Here is a 15691-nt window from a genome sequence, read left to right as displayed (position 1 = left end):
GACGAGCGGGAGATCCGCGTCGCCCGCCGGGCCATGAAGCTGGTCGGGCCGGCGCACGTCTGGATCTACCGGCGCAGCGGCGGCCGGGTGTGGGGGCGCTTCCCCCGGTCGAAGGCCCCGGTCCTGCTGCTGACCACCACCGGTCGGCTCTCGGGCCAGCCCCGCACCGTCCCCCTGATCCACCTCGCCGACGGGGAGCGGCTGGTGATCGTGGCGTCCCAGGGCGGGATGCCCACCCACCCGGCCTGGTACCACAACCTCGTCGCCCACCCCCGGGTCACCGTCGAGACCGGTCGCCGGGTCCGGGAGATGGACGCCCGGGTCGCCGACGAGTCCGAGCGGGCCGCCCTCTGGCCCCGGCTGGTGGCCATGTACGCCGACTACGACGACTACCAGGCCCGCACCGACCGCCAGATCCCCGTCGTCATCCTCGATCCGCCGACCGACTGACCCACGACCCTTGTCCGGAAGTCCCCCTCCTCGGCAGGGTTCCGGACAAGGTTCGCGAAACGCGTTCGCCGGGGTGGGCCGGCGGTCCTACGGTTCCCGCGCATGGGACCCATGGTTCTGATCCGGCTGCGGCTGACCGCTGCGGTCCTCGCCTCCTGACCTGCTGAGCGCCTCGCCCTGAGGCCCGCACCCCCGGCCTCCCGCGCCGGGGCAGGACACCCGAGCACCGCCGTCCGCCGCAGCCGGCGGCGCCTCGTCCGCCGGCCCGCCCGCGCGCCGAGCCCTGTCGGGGGCCCGGCGCGCCCGGAGCCTCGGAGCCCGTCGTGCCCGGCCGTCGCCGCCCACCCCGCCCGTCCCATCCGTCCTCGCCCCCTGCCCGCCCGCCGGGCCGTGGGGGGCGGTCGCGCCCTCCGTCTGATCCGCCCCGCAACCACCACGGCTTCCACGTCGTGCGCGACCTCGGCGTGGTGCACGCCCTGGTGCGCTCGTCGGGCGTGGGTCCCGGCGACCTGGTGCTCGACCTCGGCGCCGGCCCCGGGGCCCTGACCCTCGCCCTGGCCCGCACGGGGGCCCGGGTCATCGCCGTCGAGCGGGACCCCCGCCTGGCCCGCCGCCTGGAGCGCCGCACCGCCGACGACCCGTCCGTCCGGGTGGTCGAGGGCGACCTCCGCACCGTCCCGCTGCCCCACCGGCCGTTCCACGTGGTGGCCAACATCCCGTTCGCCGCCAGCACCGACCTGCTCCGACGGCTGCTCGCCGAGCACCACCGAGGGCGAGCCCTCGCCGGTGCCGACCTGCTCGTGGAGTGGGGCTTCGCCCGCCGGCTGGCCGCCGAGTCCGGGTCCGGTCGGACGGCGGCTCGCGGGGCGCGTCGCTTCCGCATCGACGTCGCCCGCCGGGTCCCCGCGGTCGCCTTCTCGCCGCCCCCGCGGGTCGACGCCGCCCACCTCGTGATCCGACCCCGGGCCGTCCGGTGACAGGGGGCACCGCCACCTTGACCCGTCGGTCAAGTCGGTGGCACGCTCGCGTCCCCGCCCGCGCGCCAGGAGCCGAGATGACCGACACCGCCGACCGCACCGCCGCGACCGAGCCGTACCTCGAGGAGCTGCAGTCCTTCCTCGAGTCCGAGTGGGACCCGGACCTCACCGTCGCCGAGTGGTGGGAGAAGCTGGGAACCGAGGGCTGGTCGGCCCCGGCCTGGCCCGAGGCCCACTACGGGCGCGGCCTCTCCCCCGCCGACGCCGGTCGGGTCGCCCGGGCCATCGCCGACTTCGGCGCCCTCGGCGCCCCCGGCGGTCTCGGCCTGCTGCTCGCCGGGCCCACCATCGTCACCCACGGCTCCGACGAGCAGAAGAAGGTCTGGCTGCGCGACATCGTCACCGGCCAGAAGGGCTGGTGCCAGCTGTTCTCCGAGCCCGGGGCCGGTTCGGACCTCGCCGGCCTCAACTCCAAGGCGATCCGCGACGGCGAGGAGTGGATCGTCAACGGCCAGAAGGTCTGGACCTCCGCCGGGCACGTGGCCGACATGGGCATGCTCATCGCCCGCACCGACCCCGATGCGCCCAAGCACAAGGGCATCACCTACTTCGGCATCGACATGCACCAGCCCGGCATCGAGGTCGTGCCGCTGCGGGAGATGACGGGCCGGGCCCTGTTCAACGAGGTCTTCCTCACCGACGCCCGCACCCCCGCCGACTCCGTCATCGGCGACTACGGCCAGGGCTGGATCGTGGCCAACACCACGCTCGCCTTCGAGCGGGCCGGTCTCGGCGCCGGCAGCGGTCACGCCGCCGCCTCGGCCGCCACGCCCGGCACCGTGGCCGGCGACCTCGACCGGCGCGCCGGCGACTTCGTGGGCACCCGCCGTCGGGGCGGGGGCGGCGGCCCGGGCGGCATGGCCGGCGCCTACGGCCTGATCCTGGAGACGGCCAAGGCCAGCGGCCAGATCGACGACCCCATCGTCCGCCAGCAGCTCATGAAGCTCCACAGCCTCAACGAGATCGCCCGCATCGGCGGTCAGCGGCTCAAGGCCGAGAAGGCCGCCGGCCGCGACATCCCCGGCTTCGGCAACATGATGAAGCTGGCCATGAGCGACATCCTCCGCCTCAGCCGGGACCTCGGGCTGGCGACGCTCGGCGCCGCCGGCACGATCCACAGCTACGACGGCGAGCACCGCGACGCCATGAAGGACGCGGACCTGCCCGCCTTCACGGCGATGCTCACCGAGATGGCGCTGTTCGCCCAGGGGCCGCCCATCTACGGCGGCACCGACCAGATCCAGCGCAACATCATCGGCGAGCGCGTCCTCGGCCTCCCCAAGGAGCCGGGCCCGGCCCGCGACACCCCCTACTCCGAGCTCCCCAAGAACGGCTGACCCCGTTCCTGCGTCACCCACAGGAGAAGACCTCCTGCCGGTGACGCAGGAACGCGCCACTCACGTCCTCCGACCCCGCCCACCGCCCTCACGGCGTCGGCGTCGCCGACGCTCACTCGTACTTGAGGCCCATCTCCCGGAGCATGGGGAGCAGGTTCTGGGGGGCGTCGGGCGGGAGCGCGCCCGGGGCGTAGGTGACCGAGGTGAGGGTGCCGGTCCAGGGGTCGCAGCCCCGCTCCTGGTACTTGCTCCAGATCACCGGCGAGCGCCGGTCGATGCCGACGTCGATGCCCGCGAACGGGGCCATCCCGTAGAGGCACGGCCAGCCGGCGTCGCGACCGACCTCGACCCCGTCGACCGACAGGACCGGGTCCCACACCGCACCGCCGGGCGCCACCAGGTCGAGCACCACCTCGTGGGCCCCGGGCTCGGGGCGTGCGGCGGTGATCGTCCGCACCCGGCCCCGTCCGTCGTTGTGGGCGGCGTGGAGGCCGGCGCCGTCGATCCACACCGTGTAGCCGCCGCCCTGGTCGCCGTGGGCGACGAGCGTGCCGAGGTCGTCGAGCCCGACCTCCACCCGGATGGTGATCCGACAGCCGCGCAGGAAGATCAGCTGGAGGGACCGCCAGCGCTCGAGCGTCGGCGTGCCCGGCAGGAGGGTCACCGGCTGCTCGAAGGCGGCCTGGTGCGGCGGGCGGATCAGGTACTTCACCTGGCTGCCCTCGTCGAGGGGGTAGACGTGGTTGGCCCACGCCGCCTCCTCCCACAGGGCGACCAGCTCGGCCAGGCGATCGGGCATCTCGGCGGCCAGGTCCCGGGTCTGGGTCGGGTCGGCGGCCATGTCGTAGAGCTCCCACTCCCCCTCGTCGAACGGGGTCAGCGGGTGGTGGAGGGTGACGGCCTCCCAGTCGCCCCGGCGGTACCCGCGGTGGCCGATCATCTCGACGTACTGCTCCGGGTGGGTGGTCTCGGCCGAGGGGTCGGCCAGGAGGGGGGCGAAGCTGACGCCGTGCATGGGCCGCACCGGCATCCCGGCGCGGGTGCCGTCGTGCGCCGACGGGTGCTCCAGGCCGCACAGCTCCAGGAGCGTCGGCAGGACGTCGGTGACGTACTGGTAGGGGCGCCGCAGCTCGCCGCCCCCGCCGCCGACCGGGCCGTGGACGACGAAGGGGACCTGGTGGCCGCCGGCGTGGGCGTTGATCTTGTAGAGCCGGAACGGGGTGTTGCCGGCCATGGCCCAGCCCCGGGGGTAGTGCGGGGTGGTCGTCGGCCCGCCCATCTCGTCGATGCGAGCCAGGTCGACCTCGATGTCGGCCTCCGCCATCAGGTGCACGTAGTACGAGCCGGTCCCGTCGACCTCCCCCTCCCGTGACGCGCCGTTGTCCGAGGTGAAGATGACGATCGTGTTCTCGAGCTCGCCCATGGCGTCGAGCTCGGCCACCATCCGGCCCAGGTTCTCGTCGACGTTGGAGACCATGGCGGCGTAGATCTCCATGTAGCGCGCCGCCAGCCGCTGCTGACCCTCGCTCAGGTCGTCCCACGGGGCCACGTCGTTGCCCGGCTCGCTGTTGCGGGGCGGGAGGACCGTGTCCTCCGGGAGGATCCCGAGCCCCTTCATGCGCTCGAAGCGCTCCTGCCGCAGCCGGTCCCAGCCCCCGTCGTAGCGGCCCCGGTGGCGGGCGATGTCGTCGGCCTTGGCGTGGAGCGGGGCGTGGACGGCACCGTGGGCCACGTAGAGGAAGAAGGGCTTGGTGGGGTCCGACGCCTTGGCCGCCTTCACCATGGCGAGGGCCCGGTCGGTCATGTCGTCGGTGAAGTAGTAGCCCTCGGGGTACTGGTCCACCTCGACGGTGTGGTTGTCCTCGACGAGGCGGTGCGGGTGGTGCAGGTCGGTGAACCCGTCGAGGAAGCCGTAGTAGCGGTCGAAGCCCCGCTGGCACGGCCACGAGTGCCGGGACCCGCCCTCGTGCTGGTCGGAGTCCTTGGTCAGGTGCCACTTGCCGACCATGGCGGTGAAGTAGCCGGCGTCGCGGTAGATCTCGGCCGCGGTGGCCACGTCGGCGGCGATCTCCATGGCGTAGCCCGGGAAGCCGGGGTCGCTGTGGGCGACGGTGCCCACCCCGGCGGCGTGGGGGTTGAGACCGGTCAGGAGCGAGGCCCGGGTGGGCGAGCACATGGGCGTCGAGTGGTAGTCGGTGAACCGCAGGCCGTCGGCCGCCAGGCGATCGATGTGGGGGGTCGCGATCTCGGAGCCGTAGCAGCCCAGGTCGGAGTAGCCCAGGTCGTCGACCAGGACGATGAGCACGTTGGGCTTGCCCGTCGCGTCGGGCCGCTCCGGCCACCACGGCTCCGACCCGGCGAAGGTGCGCCCCACCCGCCCGCCGAAGCCGGGGTAGGTGCCTGGTGGTCCGGTCGTCTCGTCGCTCACGGGACGAGATGGTGCCAGACCTGACGGGTCGTCAGGAGATGAGAAGGCGGGACACGGAAGGTGCCAGGCACCTTCCGTGTCCGCCACGGTTGGTGCCAGGCACCTTCCGTGCGCTCTACATCGGGCCCCACTGGGGCGGGCGCTTCTCGCCGAACGCCCGCACCGCCTCGGCCATGTTGCCGCTGAACGAGCCGAGGGCCTGGGTGCGGTTCTCCATCTCGACGGCGTGGCGGAGCGACGGGGCGTCGAGGGCGGCGTGGAGCCCCGCCTTGGTGAGCTCGAGGCCGTACTCGTGCTGGGCCGCCACCTGGCGGGCGAGGTCGAGGGCCACGTCGAGGTGCTGGCCCTCGGGCGCCACCGCGTTCAGCATCCCGAAGCCGTCGGCCTCCTCGCCGGAGAAGTGCCGCCCGGTGAGCATCAGCTCCGAGGCTCGGGTCACGCCGACGATGCGCGGGAGCAGGTAGCTCACGCCCACGTCGCACGACGAGAGCCCGATGTTGATGAACACCGCCCCGAACCGGGCCGACGCGGTGGCGACCCGCAGGTCCGACGCCAGGGCGATGGCCAGCCCGCCACCGACGGCGGGCCCGTGGACGGCGGACACGATGGTCTTGGGGTGCTCGTAGATGTCGACCATGAGCCCGGCGACGTGCTGCTGGCTGCGCCACACCTGCCCCACCGGGCCGCGACCCTCGGCGTCGGGGGCCGGGTCGCGCTCGCCCGAGAGGTCGGTCCCGGCGCAGAAGCCCCGCCCCTCCCCCGCCAGCACGATCGCCCGCACGTCCCGGTCGTGCCGGAGGTCGGCGAGCGCGCCGCGCAGGTCGGAGATCAGCGTCGCCGACAGGGCGTTGAGCCGGTCGGGGCGGTCGAGGGTGACGACGGCGACCCCGTCGTCGTGTCGGTCGGTGCGGACGAAGGCCATCGGCCGATCCTGCCAGAGGTCGCTCGAGACCCGGGCCGGCGTCGCGCCGGCGTGGTCCACTCGTTCTGGGCCAGGATCGGGCCACGAACGACCGAACCCTGGCTCAGAACGGGGCGGGCGCGTCGTCGCCGGGAACTGAGCCAGGAGCGGGCCATCGGTGGCCGATCCCTGGCTCAGAACGGGGGCCGGGCACGGGGGCTCAGCCCTCGGGGGTCACCGCGTCCTGGGTGGCGGCGGGGACGTCGGGCTCGCCGCTGCGGGCGTCGTGGTCCTCCCGGGCCCGGATGGAGGCCAGGAAGCGGTGGACGGCGCCGACGGCGGCGAGGGTGCGGCGCGAGTCGAAGACCTCGAAGGCGTGCTGGGCGCCGGGCAGCTCGGCGTAGACGACCGGCTGCTCGGACTCGGCCTTGAGCATGGAGACGAACGACCGGGCCTGCTGCACCGGCACGAGGGTGTCGTTGGTGCCGTGCACGACCATGAACGGCGGGGCGTGGGGTCCGACCCAGCTCATGGTCGACGCCTTGTCCCAGGTCTCCCGATCGTCGTCGAGGGTGGTCTTCATCACGTTGTCGGCGATGAAGTCGTCCATCCCCTCGAGGCCGGTGCCGTCGCGGTTCGTCCAGTCGTAGACGCCGTAGAACGGCACGGCGGCGACGACGGAGGTGTCGACCTCCTCGAACCCCGGCTGCCACGACGGCTCGTTGGCGCTGAGGGCCGCCAGCGACGACAGGTGGCCGCCGGCCGAGCCGCCGGTGATGGCGACGAAGTCGGGGTCGCCGCCGTGGTCGGCGATGTTGGCCTTGACCCACGCGATGGCCCGCTTCACGTCGACGATGTGGTCGGGCCAGGTGCTGCGGGGGCTGAGCCGGTAGTTGATCGCCACGCAGATCCAGCCCCGCTCGGCCATGTGGGCCATGAGCGGCGTCGCCTGCTGGTCCTTGTTGCCGATGACCCAGGCACCGCCGTGCACCTGGAGCAGCACCGGCGCCCGCCCGTCCCGGGGCAGGTCGTCGCGGGCCCAGATGTCGAGGTGGTTGCGCTTGCCGAACTCGCCGTAGGAGAGGCCCCGGTAGCGGATCCAGGCCTTGCCGTGGTTGGCCAGCGGGCCGCGGAGGAGGCGGCGGCGGACCACCGCCGGGTCGGCGACGGCCGCCATCGGGTCGGTGGCCTCGTCCAGGCCGTCGCCCAGCCCGTCGCGCAGCGCCCGCTCGAACACGTGGGGGGCGTCGCCGGCCTCGGACCACAGCCGGGCGAGGGTCGCCCACGACCCGAGCGACAGCCCCAGGCCGACCAGCCCGCTGGGCGAGCGGAGGGCGCCCCTCGCGGCGAAGCCGGCGGTGGCGAGGGCCTGCCACCCGATGGCGTGGAGAGGCATCTCGGACGTCAGCCAGCCGGGGAAGAAGCACGCCACCGCCCCCCGGCCCTTGCGGGTCAGCGGCTCCCGGGCGTTGGCGGTGTTGACGGCGCCGACCACCGAGGCGACGAGCATCTCGCGACCGGCTCCTCGGGCCCGCGCCCGCTTCGCCGACGGACGGGAGCGGCGGGAGGATCGTGCCATGGCCCCATGATGCCGCGCTGGACACGTGTCCGAGGAGCCGGAGCCGTGGGCGCGCCCGTGACGGCGGGCCTGCGAGCCGGGACCGGGCCCGCCGCCGGCGTGGCCGACGACCGGGGGGCGGGGCCTACGGTCCAGGCGTGGGCGTGTGGGTGCTGGTCGGCGTGGCGGGGGCGGTGGGCCTGGCCGCCGGCGCCCAGCAGCTGGTGGGCTTCGGGTTTGCCCTCATGGCCATGCCCCTGCTGTCGGTGCTGGTCGGCCCGCAGGACGCGGTGGCCCTGGCGGCGATCGCGTCGCTCGCCGGCGGCACCTCGATGGCCTGGCGGCTCCGGCACCTGGCGGCCCGGCCCGTGCTGCGCCGGTTGGTGGCCGGGGCCGCGCTGGGGCTCCCCCTCGGCGTGCTGGCCCTCGGTCACGTGCCCGACGCCCCGCTGCGCATCGCCGTGGCCCTCGCCGTCCTGGCCATGGTGGCGATCCTCGCCGTGGGGTGGCGGATGCGAGAGGAGCGGCCGCGGACCGAGCTGGCTGCCGGGTTCGTCTCGGGCGTCATGGGCACGGCGATCGGGATCAGCGGCCCGCCGGTGGTGCTCGTCCTCCAGGCGGCACGGATGGAGCAGCACCGGTTCCGGGCCACGACCGTCACCTTCTTCGTGGTCTGCGACCTGGCCACCCTCCCGCTGCTCCTCGGCACCGGGGTGGTCGGGCTGGAGCGCTGGCCGGCGGCGGTGGTCGCCGTCCCCGCCGCGCTGGTGGGCAACCGGGCCTGCGAGGGGCTGGCCCACCGGGTGCGGACCGAGCAGTTCCGCCCGCTGGTCCTCGCCCTGCTGGTGCTGGCCGCAGGCGTGGCCCTGGCCTCGGCCGTGTGAGCGGGGCTAGGACGACGACGCGTCGTCGTCGGTGTCCACCGCGCCAGCCAGGGTGGCCAGCCCCATCGCCAGGTTCGCGGCCGACTCGACCACCAGGTACAGGTGGCGCTTGGCCAGGTCGCCCTGGCCCTTGAGGGGAGGGTCGCCCAGCGAGGCGAGCACGGCGGTGGCGTCCTCGGCCCGGGTGATCGGCGCCGGCGGGTCGAGCGGCGGGACCGGCTTCCAGAGGTCGACCGCCTTGGGCTTCTTGCCCCGACGCCGCCGGCTCTGCTTCGACTGGCTCACGACGTGACCTCCTCGACGGTGCGGCCGGTCTCGTCGGCGGCCTCGTCCTCGGTGAGCAGCGAGTCGGGCCGCAGGCCGAGGGCGACGCGCAGCTGGTCGGCGTCGAGGTCCGCCAGCGAGCTGGACTTGGGCAGGACCAGGTCGGCGATGTGGCGCTTGCCGGCCACGACCTCCTCGACGCGCTCGTCGACGGTGCCGGGGCACACCAGTCGGTGCGAGATGACGGTGCGGGTCTGGCCGATGCGCCAGGCGCGGTCGCGGGCCTGGTCCTCGACCGCGGGGTTCCACCACCGGTCGTAGAGGACGACGTGGCTGGCGGCGGTGAGGTTCAGGCCGGTGCCGCCGGCCTTGAGTGACAAGACGAGGGCGCCGGGGCCCTCGCGGGTCTGGAAGTCGGCGATCATGCGGTCGCGGGCGCCCCGGGCCAGGCCGCCGTGGTAGCAGTCGACGGGCTGCCCGGTCACCGAGGTGAGGTGCTCGGCCAGGCGGACGCCCCACGAGGCGAAGTGGGTGAAGATCAGCAGCTTCTCCCCCGCGGCGAACACGGCGTCGACGATCTCCTCCAGGCGGGCCAGCTTGCCCGAGCGGCCGGCCAGCGGGCCGCCGTCGTCCTGGTAGTTCACCGGGTGGTTGCAGATCTGCTTGAGGGCGGTGATGGCGGCCAGGATCGCCCCCTGCTTGGGCTCCTCCCCCGGCGGCGGGTCGGCCGTGTCGGCCACCAGTCCGTCGAGCACCGCCTGGTAGAGGCCGATCTGCTCGGGGGTCATGGCGCAGTGGTCGAGCTCGTCGATGCGGTCCGGCAGCTCGGCCGCCACCTCGGGCTCGGACTTGGTCCGGCGGAACACGAGGATGCCGTTGAGCGCCCGGAGGGCGGCCTCGCCCTCGCCCGACAGCTGGGCGATGAAGGCGGCCCGCCCGCCGACCAGGCCGGGGTTGGTGAAGTCGAGGATCGCCCACAGGTCGCCCAGGCCGTTCTCGATCGGCGTGCCGGTGAGGGCGATCCGGGTGCGGGCCGGCAGCCGTCGCAGCTGCTGGGCCGTCTCGTTGGTGTGGTTCTTGATGGCCTGGGCCTCGTCGAGGACGACCCGGCGCCACTCCCGGGCGGCCAGGGCCTCGATGTCGCGCACGGCGGTGCCGTAGGTCGTGATGACGACGTCGGCCGGGCCGAAGGCGTCGTCGAGCTCGTCGGCGGCGGCCCGGCCGGCCCCGTGGTGGACGACGACGTTCAGCTCGGGGCTGAAGCGGGCGGCCTCGGCGGCCCAGTTGCCGACCACGGCGGGCGGGGCGATGACCAGCGCCTTGCCGTCGCCCCGGCTGCGGCCCAGGTGGGCGAGGACGGTGGGCGTCTTGCCCAGCCCCATGTCGAGGGCCAGGCAGCCCCCCAATTCGGTGGCGTCGAGGAACCCGAGCCAGCCGAGGGCCTCGGCCTGGTAGCTGCGCAGCTCGCCCTCGAAGCCGGGCGGGCGGGTGACCGGGTCGATGACGGCGCCCGAGGCCTTGGCCAGGAGGTCGGAGGCCCAGCTGCTGCCCTCGACGGTGAGCCCGCCGGCCAGTGGCGTGCCCTCGAGCCCGACCGAGTGCCGGAGGATCTCGGCCCCGGTCATCTGGGTCAGGTCGGCCCGCTCGGCCAGGGCGGCGGCGGCCTCCTTGAGGTCGGCCCGGTCGAGCTCGACCCAGCGGCCTCGGGATCGGACGAGCGGCCGGGCCTCGGCGGCGAGCCGGGCGACCTCGGCGGCGGTCAGCTCGACGTCGTCGAACAGGGCGGTCCACCGCACGTTGCTGAGCTGGTGGGCCCCGACGACGGTGTCGCCGGTGGGCTCGGTGAACATGCGCAGCCCGGCCGAGGGCTTGCGGCGCGACAGCGGGGGGACCCGGACCTCGAAGCCGGCGGCCTCGAGGGTGGATCCGGTGATCGTCATCAGCTCCCAGGCCTCGTCCTGGCTCAGGTACACCTGGCCCCGCCGCCGGCCGCCGGGCCGGAGCAGGACGTCGTAGAGCCGCTCGAGCCGGGCCAGCTCGTCACCCAGGGCCTTGGTGTCCTTGCCGTCGACGAGGGCGACCTCGATGTCGAGCAGGGTGCCCTCGGCGCCGGTGCCGAGGACCCGGAGGAACCAGGCGTCGCCCTTGTCGGGCGGGGCCAGCTCGACCACGAGGGTGGGCCGGTTGGGGTTGACCACGGCCTTGGTCCAGCGCTGGAGGCGCTTGGACACCTCGGCGCCGGCGGCGACGGGGGCGGTGAAGGTCGACCCGTCGAGCCGGGTGATGACGGCCTCGGCGACCGACAGGGCGTTGCGGACGACCGGCGGCGGCGCCGGGAGGTCGAGCCGCCCGGCGGCATCGCTGGCCACGGCGTCGACGACGGCGGCCAGCACGTTGCGGGTCAGGGTCCGGGGCTCGGCGTTCCCCAGGGCGATCACCGGGCCGGGCATGGCGTCGGCCAGGCGGGCCAGCTCGCCCTCGTCGACGACCGCCGGCACCCAGCGGACGTTGAGCTCGAGGGCGTCGGAGTCCGAGCGGCCCTCGCTGCGGAGGCTGGGCACGATGCGGCCCTGGGCCACGAGGCGCACGGCCTCGATGGCGACGCGGCCGAGCCAGGTGACGCTGGCGCCGAGCCCGTCGCCGCCCTGGCCGCCGCCGACGGCGACGAGCCAGCCCAGCGACTCGTGGACCGGGATCGACAGGGCCTCGGCGTGCACCCCGCCGGGGAGGCGGACGCCGGGGTGGACCGACCAGCCCATCGCCGGGGCACCGGTCGCCTCGATGCGGTCGGCCAGGTCGTCGTTGTCGGCCGGGGCCACGCCAGGGCCACCGGCCCACAGGACGATGTCGCCCGCCGACCAGGACGCCTGGAGCCGCACCTCGCCGGCGGGGTCGGCCACGAGCCCGGCCGCAGCGGACACCGCGGCCCGGGTCATGAGGTCGTGGGTCGACTCGAGCAGGGCCAGGTCGGACTCGAAGTCGGCCACGACGAGGGCCCGCTCGGACCCCCGGAGCTGGCGCGCCGCATCGAGGCGGTCGTCGGTGTCGTCGATGAGCCGTTCGACGACGCGCAGGTGCTCGGCCGGGTCGGCCTCCAGCAGCGCTCGCTGCTCGTCGCTTGCTCTGCCCTCGACGGCGGCCCAGACGGCCGCCTCGAAGGCTCGTGTCACGTCTTCCATGCAGGTGGCGGCGTTCCCAGCGCCGGGCCCGGGCCGACACGGCCCGGGGAGCATCGATTCCGTGTGTCGGAGAGGGCCGACCCGCACCAGCGACGCTGATCGGGGACCACCTGGCCGTCTCCACCGCCCGCAGGCGGGACACCGGACCCCTGCACCCTACCCCACCGCCGGCCCTACGGGTGACGCCCGTCCGATGTGACGTCGGCCACTGTCGCGTCGGCTCCGCGGCGACCCGGCGGGTCGGGCAGACTCGGGGCCATGTTCACCCACCTGGACCACGTCGGCATCGCCGTGCCCGACCTCGACGAGGCCCTGGCCTTCTACGCCTCGACGTTCGACCTCCACTCGGTGCACGAGGAGGTCAACGAGGAGCAGGGCGTCCGCGAGGCCATGCTCGCCATCGGCGACTCGGGCTCGTGCATCCAGCTCCTGGCGCCGCTGCGACCGGACTCCCCCATCGGCAAGTTCCTCGACCGCTCGGGCCCGGGCATCCAGCAGATGGCCTACCGCGTGGAGGACATCGACGACGTCTGCGCCACGCTCCGCGACCGCGGCGTCACCCTGCTGTACGAGACGCCCAAGACGGGCACGGCCGGCTCCCGGGTGAACTTCATCCACCCCCGCGACGCCGGAGGCGTCCTGGTCGAGCTGGTCGAACCGGGCGCCGACGCCCACTAGGAGGCGTCCGCCACCAGGCGCCGGCCACCCGGACGGGCGAGGCCCACGCCCTCCCGATCCGGGACCGGCGGCCGATGGGCACCGCATGTCCCGTGGGAACGCCGCTCCGGTGCCGGCTCGGACGCGCCCCGGGGGCGGTGCCACCGGGCAGGTCAACGTGGCCCGGCTGGCCCAGCTGGCCGTGTCCGTCACGAGCGACGCGGTGATGGCCGTCGACCACGACCGGCGGTTCACCTTCGTGAACGACGCCGCCGAGCTCCTCCTGCGGCGGCCCCGCTCGGGGCTGATCGGCACCGACATCTGGACCGCCTTCCCGGCCCTCCACCAGAGCGAGGTCGAAGCCCGGTACGACGAGGCGACCCGCAGCGGCGAGGAGGTCACCTTCGAGACGTACTACTCGCCGTCGGACACCTGGTACGAGGTCCGCCTCTTCCCCTACGTCGGTGGCCTGGTGGTGTTCTGCCGCGACGTCGAGGAGCGCCGCCGCATGGACGCGGCCCGTGAGGACGTGGCCCGCACGACGGCGTCGGTGCTCGACGCCCTCCCCCTGCCGACCGTGCTCCTCGCCGCCGACGGCACGGTGCGTCGCACGAACCTGGCGTGGGACGCCATCGCCCTGGCGGACCGCTCGGGGGTGGCCGTGGCCGGCCCCCAGCCCAACTACTTCACCTCCCTCGAGGGGACGATCGCGTCGGGGCGCGACGGAGGCCGGTCGCAGCTCCTGGCCGACCTGCGCGCCCTGGTCGCCGGCACCCGGGGGTCGGTGTCCCACGACCTCTCGTACACCAAGCACGGCGCGACACGATGGACCCAGATCCAGGCCACCCGGGTCGAGGGCTCCGACCACATCGTGGTCATCCACGTCGATGTGACCGACCGCATCCACGCCGCTGACATGGAGGCCGCCCGAGCCCGGCGCGACGACCTGACCGGGCTGCCCAACCGCACGCGCCTGATCGAGGAGCTCCAGGCCCGGCTGCGCGACCGGGTGGCCCGCCCCCTCGCCGTGCTGTTCCTCGACCTCGACGGGTTCAAGACGGTCAACGACTCCCTCGGCCACGACGTCGGCGACCGGCTCATCCAGGACGTGGCGGCCAAGCTCCGGGCCGTCGTCATCGACGACGAGCTGCTGGCCCGCCTCGGTGGCGACGAGTTCGTCCTCGTCGTCGACGCTGACGACGCCTGCGCCCGCGCCGACGCCGTGCACCAGGCGCTGCGGGGCCCCTTCGACGTCGCCGGGCTCCGACTGCCGCTGTCGGTCAGCGTGGGGATCGCCCGGGCCGGCGCCGACCACGAGCGCCCCGAGGACGTGCTGCGCGACGCCGACACCGCGATGTACGCGGCCAAGGCGTCGGGGCGCGACCGGAGCCACGAGTTCACCTCCGACCTCCGGGTGCAGGCCCACGACCGCCTCGAGGTCGTCGAGGGCCTGGGCCGGGCGGTGCGGGACGACGAGCTGGAGCTGCACTACCAGCCCATCACCGACCTTCAGACCGGCGTGGTCCACGGCGTCGAGGCCCTCATGCGCTGGCGTCACCCGCGACGGGGCCTGCTCGCCCCGGCCACGTTCATCCCCGCCGCCGAGGAGACCGGCCTCATCGTGGACATGAGCCGCTGGGCCCTCCACGAAGCCGCTCGTCAGGCCCAGGAGTGGCGCCAGGTCGGGCTCGACCTCGCCGTCGGGGTCAACATCAGCGCCGAGCACTTCACCACCGGCACCCTCGTGTCGGACGTGGCGGCCACCATCGACGCCACCGGGATCGTCGCCGGGTCGCTGGTGCTGGAGCTGACCGAGACCAGCATCGCCCGGAGCTACCGCGAGGCGGTGCGCCAGCTCGACGCGCTCCGGGAGATCGGGGTGCGCATCGCCATCGACGACTTCGGCTCGGGCTACTCGTCGCTGACCCGGCTGGCCACGTTCCCGGTCGACGAGATCAAGTTCGACGGCCAGCTGCTCCGGGACGGCGCCACCCCCCGGGAGGGGGCGATCCTCCGCAGCATCGTCCAGGCCGTCGTGGCCGTGGCCGAGGCCATCGGGGTCGACACCCTGGCCGAGGGCATCGAGACCGACGCCCAGCGACGGGCCGCCATCGAGATGGGCTGTCGCCGGGCCCAGGGGTACTTCTTCAGCAAGCCGATCCCCGGCCCCGAGGTCCTCCCCCGCCTGGGCCGCCCCTGACCCATGATGGGGCGGTGGAGCTGAGCGACGTGATGCGGACGACGGCGGCGGTGCGGGCGTTCACGGACGATCCCGTGCCACCGGCGGTCCTGCACCGGATCCTCGACGACGCCCGCTTCGCCCCCAGCGGCGGCAACCAGCAGGGCTGGCACGTCACCGTGGTGCGCGACCCGGCGACCCGCCGGCGGATCGCCGACCTGAGCGCCGCCGTCTGGCGCCGGTACCTGGCCGAGCAGGCGGCCGGCTACCGGGCCTTCAGCGTGGTGGACCCCGCCCCGCCCGACGTCGAGGTCCCCGACGACCTCCCGCCCCACGCCATGTTCGAGCACATCGAGTCGGTCCCCGAGGTCCTCGTCGTGTCGGCCGACCTGCGGACGCTGGCCGTGACCGACCGGGACCTCGACCGGCCGTCGGTGGTCGGTGGGGCGTCGATCTACCCCTTCGTGCACAACATCCTGCTGGCCGCCCGCAACCAGGGCCTCGGCGGCGTCCTCACGACCTTCCTGGCCGCCAACGAGCCCGAGGTGGGCGCCCTGCTGCACCTGCCGCGGGGCCACGCCCTCGTCGCCCTCCTCGGCCTGGGCACCCCGGTCCACCAGCCGACCCGGCTCCGCCGCCGGGCCGTGGAGGAGTTCACCACCATCGACCGCATCGACGGCCCGCCGCTCCTCCCCCCGACCAACCCTGGTGAGGGGGGCTAGGGGACGGCGATGGCCACGGCCGCGAGCCGGGCGGGGTCGGCGACGACGTCGAAGGCCACGATGCGCCCGTCGGCCACGGCGAACCGGAGCACGAG

The 15691-nt window shown here is 74.4% G+C and carries 12 protein-coding genes; 7 read left to right on the top strand and 5 right to left on the bottom strand.

Annotated features, from left to right (window positions below; all coding sequences use genetic code 11):
- Positions 1-33 precede the first annotated feature (33 nt).
- The 3 genes from HC251_RS10010 to HC251_RS10000 all read left to right on the top strand — a co-directional run bounded on the left by HC251_RS10010 (position 34) and on the right by HC251_RS10000 (position 2824).
- On the top strand, positions 34-450 hold the full coding sequence (locus HC251_RS10010; protein WP_219945664.1) for a nitroreductase family deazaflavin-dependent oxidoreductase: 417 nt from the start codon (positions 34-36) through the stop codon (positions 448-450).
- 323 nt (positions 451-773) lie between these two features.
- Positions 774-1427 carry an rRNA adenine N(6)-methyltransferase family protein gene (locus HC251_RS10005; protein WP_255566665.1) on the top strand — a complete coding sequence of 218 codons (654 nt, stop codon included), beginning with the start codon at positions 774-776 and terminating at the stop codon, positions 1425-1427.
- Between the two features lie 77 nt (positions 1428-1504).
- The gene (locus HC251_RS10000; RefSeq protein ID WP_219945147.1) at positions 1505-2824 is read left to right on the top strand and encodes an acyl-CoA dehydrogenase family protein; all 1320 of its coding nucleotides are present in this window, start codon (positions 1505-1507) and stop codon (positions 2822-2824) included.
- Between the two features lie 112 nt (positions 2825-2936).
- Here HC251_RS10000 and HC251_RS09995 read toward each other — a convergent pair whose 3' ends face one another.
- The 3 genes from HC251_RS09995 to HC251_RS09985 form a co-directional block, all read right to left on the bottom strand.
- Positions 2937-5252, bottom strand: a complete 2316-nt coding sequence (locus HC251_RS09995; RefSeq protein ID WP_219945146.1) for an arylsulfatase — start codon at positions 5250-5252, stop codon at positions 2937-2939.
- Positions 5253-5367: 115 nt separating this feature from the next.
- Entirely contained in the window at positions 5368-6174 is an 807-nt protein-coding gene (locus HC251_RS09990) for an enoyl-CoA hydratase/isomerase family protein (protein ID WP_219945145.1), read from the bottom strand.
- A 199-nt stretch (positions 6175-6373) separates the two neighbouring features.
- Positions 6374-7732 (bottom strand): alpha/beta hydrolase, encoded by a 1359-nt coding sequence (locus HC251_RS09985; protein WP_219945144.1) that lies wholly within the window; start codon positions 7730-7732, stop codon positions 6374-6376.
- A 137-nt stretch (positions 7733-7869) separates the two neighbouring features.
- Between HC251_RS09985 and HC251_RS09980 the strand changes: the two genes are divergently transcribed.
- Positions 7870-8595, top strand: a complete 726-nt coding sequence (locus HC251_RS09980) for a sulfite exporter TauE/SafE family protein (protein WP_219945143.1) — start codon at positions 7870-7872, stop codon at positions 8593-8595.
- A gap of 6 nt (positions 8596-8601) precedes the next feature.
- Here the strand turns inward: HC251_RS09980 and HC251_RS09975 are convergent, their stop codons facing one another.
- On the bottom strand, positions 8602-8880 hold the full coding sequence (locus HC251_RS09975) for a hypothetical protein (protein ID WP_219945142.1): 279 nt from the start codon (positions 8878-8880) through the stop codon (positions 8602-8604).
- Positions 8877-12029, bottom strand: a complete 3153-nt coding sequence (locus HC251_RS09970) for a DEAD/DEAH box helicase (RefSeq protein WP_219945141.1) — start codon at positions 12027-12029, stop codon at positions 8877-8879. Before HC251_RS09970 ends, HC251_RS09975 begins: the two co-directional genes overlap by 4 nt.
- 267 nt (positions 12030-12296) lie before the next feature.
- Between HC251_RS09970 and mce the strand changes: the two genes are divergently transcribed.
- From mce to HC251_RS09955, 3 genes are all read left to right on the top strand, one after another.
- Positions 12297-12716, top strand: a complete 420-nt coding sequence (gene mce / locus HC251_RS09965) for a methylmalonyl-CoA epimerase (protein ID WP_219945140.1) — start codon at positions 12297-12299, stop codon at positions 12714-12716.
- An 85-nt stretch (positions 12717-12801) separates the two neighbouring features.
- Complete coding sequence (locus HC251_RS09960; RefSeq protein WP_219945139.1) at positions 12802-14895, top strand: bifunctional diguanylate cyclase/phosphodiesterase; 2094 nt, start codon at positions 12802-12804, stop codon at positions 14893-14895.
- 14 nt (positions 14896-14909) lie between these two features.
- The gene (locus tag HC251_RS09955; RefSeq protein ID WP_219945138.1) at positions 14910-15596 is read left to right on the top strand and encodes a nitroreductase family protein; all 687 of its coding nucleotides are present in this window, start codon (positions 14910-14912) and stop codon (positions 15594-15596) included.
- Positions 15597-15691 lie beyond the last annotated feature (95 nt).

The sequence above is a fragment of the Iamia sp. SCSIO 61187 genome (genome assembly GCF_019443745.1).
Taxonomy (GTDB): domain Bacteria; phylum Actinomycetota; class Acidimicrobiia; order Acidimicrobiales; family Iamiaceae; genus Iamia.
The sequence above is the reverse complement of the archived record's forward strand: the minus strand, read 5'-3'. Positions and strand labels throughout refer to the sequence as shown.